The organism is Streptomyces sp. NPDC057486, from assembly GCF_042802415.1.
GTDB lineage: Bacteria > Actinomycetota > Actinomycetes > Streptomycetales > Streptomycetaceae > Streptomyces > Streptomyces yanii.
Genome location: NZ_JBHVEE010000281.1, coordinates 1 through 3,607 on the forward strand (window position 1 = coordinate 1; position 3,607 = coordinate 3,607).

Below are 3,607 nucleotides of genomic sequence, written 5' to 3' on the forward strand. Positions count from 1 at the left end.
GTGCGATGGCACGGCGGAGGGTAGTCCTCGTAGCCGAGGTACTCGGACGACCCCGACAACGCAGCGAGCGTGCGTGCCGGGCGTCGCCGGGCAGGCGGGACTTCCGACACACGCCCTACAGCACCCGCCCCGCCGCCGCCCGCAACGCGTCGAGCACCGGACGGATCAGGGGATGCCCCTCCGCCCCCTGCCGTACCGCGGCGAACACCCGCCGGGTCGGTGCGCTGCCCTCCACGGGGCGTACCACCACCCCCGCGAGTTCCATTCCCCGCAGCGCCGACCTCGGCACCAGTGCCACCCCGGCCCCCGCTCCGGCGAGTGCCACCACCGCGCGGAAGTCGTCCGAGGAGTGCTCCAGTCTCGGCTGGAAGCCGGCGAATTCGCAGGAGAGCACGACCACGTCGTGGCACGGGTTGCCGGGGTACGGGCCGATCCACGGGTCCTTCTCCAGGTCCGCGATCGCCACCTGGTCCTGGCCGGCCAGCCGGTGCCCCACCGGCAGCACGGCGTCGAACGGCTCCGAGTACAGCGGCACCCGGGTCAGCCGCCGGTCGTCCTCGCCGGGCGCGCCCCGGTATTCGACGGCGACCGCCACATCGACCTGCCGGTCGAGCACCATCGGCACGCTCGCGTCGCCCTCCGCGTCCTGCACCCGGACCCGGATGCCGGGCGCGGTCAGCGTCAGTTCGGCGATGGCGGGGGCGAGCACGAGCCCGATGCCGGTGGCGAACGCGGCGACCGTGACCGTACCGGCGTCTCCCGCCCCGTACGCGGCGAGCTCCGCCTCGGCCCGCTCCAGCTGGGCCAGCACCGCATTGGTGTGGGTCAGCAGGATCTCGCCGGCCGAGGTGAGCCGTACGCCACGGGCGCTGCGGTCGACCAGCCGGTGGCCGGTCTCCTGCTCCAGGGCGGCGAGCTGCTGGGAGACGGCGGACGGCGTCAGATAGAGCGCGGCGGCTGCCGCAGTCACGGTGCGGTGGTCGGCCACCGCACGGAGAATACGCAGCCGCCGTGCATCGATCATGTGATCCATTGTCCCAGGTCCCGGGGGGTGTACGGGACCTGGGACCGCCCCGCTCGTGGAGCTACTCGCCGAGCGCGGCCCGCGCCTCGACGAACGCGTCCACCGCACGGTTCACGTCGTCCGTGGAGTGCGCGGCCGACAGCTGCACGCGGATGCGCGCCGCTCCCTGCGGGACGACCGGGTACGAGAACCCGATCACGTACACACCGCGCTCCAGGAGCAGCTCCGCCATCCGGCCTGCCTTCGCCGCGTCCCCGATCATCACGGGGGCGATGGCGTGGTCGCCGGGCAGGATGTCGAAGCCTTCCTCGGTCATCCGGTTACGGAAGAGCGCGGTGTTGGCAGTCAGTCGCTCGCGCAGGTCACCGGCGGACTCCAGCAGGTCGATGACCTTGAGCGAGGCCGCCGCGATGACCGGGGCGAGGGAGTTGGAGAAGAGGTACGGACGGGACCGCTGGCGCAGCAGTGCGACGATCTCGGCACGGGCCGCGACGTAGCCGCCGGAGGCGCCGCCGAGTGCCTTGCCGAGTGTGCCGGTGATGATGTCGACGCGGTCCATGACGTCGTGCAGTTCGGGCGTACCGCGGCCGCCGGGGCCCACGAAGCCGACGGCGTGCGAGTCGTCGACCATGACCATGGCGTCGTACCGGTCGGCCAGGTCGCAGATCTCGCGGAGCGGGGCGACGTACCCGTCCATGGAGAACACGCCGTCGGTGACGATGAGCCGGCGCCTTGCCCCGGACGCCTCCTTGAGCTGCTGCTCCAGGTCGTCCATGTCGCGGTTGGCGTAGCGGAACCGCTTGGCCTTGGAGAGGCGGATGCCGTCGATGATGGAGGCGTGGTTGAGGGCGTCGGAGATGACCGCGTCCTCGGGGCCGAGGACGGTCTCGAACACGCCGCCGTTGGCGTCGAAGCAGGAGGAGTAGAGGATCGTGTCCTCCTGGCCGAGGAACGACGAGAGCCGCTGCTCCAGCTCCTTGTGGACCTCCTGCGTGCCGCAGATGAAGCGGACCGAGGCCATCCCGTAGCCCCAGCGGTCCAGCGCCTCGTGGGCGGCGCTGATCACCTCGGGGTGGTCGGCGAGGCCCAGGTAGTTGTTGGCGCAGAAGTTGAGCACCTCACCGGGGCGGCCACCGGCGGTGACGGCGACGGACGCGGACTGCGGGGTGCCGATCACGCGCTCGGGCTTGTGGAGTCCGGCGGCCTTGATCTCGTCGAGGGTCGTGCGCATGTCGTCGCGTACGGAGTCGAACATGAGGGGTGTCTCCTGGTGTGTACGGGCCGGTACGAGGTAGGTCAGACGGTCCAGTCGAGGATGACCTTGCCGCCGCGTCCGCTCGCCGCGTCGTCGAAGGCCGCCTCGAAGTCTCGGTAGCCGTACCGTCCGGTGACGACGGGGGCGAGGTCGAGGCCGCCCTCCAGCAGGACGGACATGGCGTACCAGGTCTCGTACATCTCGCGGCCGTAGATGCCCTTGATCGTGATCATCGAGGTGACGATGCGGGACCAGTCGACGGCGAACTCCTCGGACGGCAGTCCGAGCATGGCGATCCGTCCGCCGTGCGTCATGTTCGCGATCATGTCGCGCATGGCCTCGGGGCGGCCGGACATCTCCAGGCCGATGTCGAAGCCCTCGCGCAGGCCGAGGTGGCGCTGGCCGTCGGCGATGGTCTCCTCGGCGACGTTGAGGGCGAGGCTGGCGCCGACCTTCCGGGCGAGTTCGAGCCGGGCCTCGCTGACGTCGGTGATGACGACGTTGCGGGCGCCCGCGTGCTTGGCGACGGCCGCGGCCATGATGCCGATCGGGCCGGCGCCGGTGATCAGGACGTCCTCACCGACCAGCGGGAAGGACAGCGCGGTGTGCACGGCGTTGCCGAACGGGTCGAAGATCGCGGCGATGTCGAGGTCGACCGGGACCCGGTGCACCCACACGTTGGAGGCGGGCAGCGCGACGTACTCGGCGAACGCCCCGTCCCGGCCGACTCCGAGCCCGATGGTGGAGCGGCAGAGGTGGCGGCGTCCGGCCAGACAGTTGCGGCACTTCCCGCAGACCAGGTGGCCTTCGCCGCTGACCAGGTCGCCGACGGTGATGTCGACGACGTCGGCACCGATCGCGGCGACCTCGCCGACGAACTCGTGGCCGAGGACGAGCGGCGTCTTCACGGCCTGCTGCGCCCAGCCGTCGTAGTTGCGGATGTGCAGGTCGGTTCCGCAGATGCCGGTGCGGAGGACCTTGATCAGCACGTCCGAGGGGCCGATCTCCGGCTCGGGAACGTCCATCAGCCAGAGTCCGGGCTCGGCCTTCTGCTTCACGAGTGCCTTCACGGCTGCGGCTCCCTGTACGTGGTGCGAGGTGAACGCCCCGGGCCGGGGGCAGCCTGAAGGGAGCCTGCGGCCCGGGGAAGATGAGAGGGACGGCATGGGGGCAGCGCGCACGGTGATCGGCTGCCGCGCACCATCCTCCGCCGTCACGGAGAAATCTGCCGTACCCCGCGCCACAGGTCCATCGAGGTTTTCTTAAGCGCAGCCGCAGCTCCGCTTCATGCCCGCCCCGCGCGGAAGGGGCCGGCCGCCCTTCGGTGC

The 3,607-nt window shown here is 71.1% G+C and carries 3 protein-coding genes; all 3 read right to left on the reverse strand.

Going from position 1 to position 3,607, the window contains the following annotated elements; genetic code table 11:
* Positions 1–115 precede the first annotated feature (115 nt).
* Positions 116–1,024, reverse strand: a complete 909-nt coding sequence (locus ACFU6I_RS48155) for a LysR family transcriptional regulator (RefSeq protein WP_326792872.1) — start codon at positions 1,022–1,024, stop codon at positions 116–118.
* Between the two features lie 61 nt (positions 1,025–1,085).
* Entirely contained in the window at positions 1,086–2,279 is a 1,194-nt protein-coding gene (locus ACFU6I_RS48160) for a glycine C-acetyltransferase (protein WP_384380821.1), read from the reverse strand.
* Positions 2,280–2,320: 41 nt separating this feature from the next.
* On the reverse strand, positions 2,321–3,349 hold the full coding sequence (tdh, locus tag ACFU6I_RS48165; RefSeq protein WP_384380824.1) for an L-threonine 3-dehydrogenase: 1,029 nt from the start codon (positions 3,347–3,349) through the stop codon (positions 2,321–2,323).
* Positions 3,350–3,607: the final 258 nt, after the last annotated feature.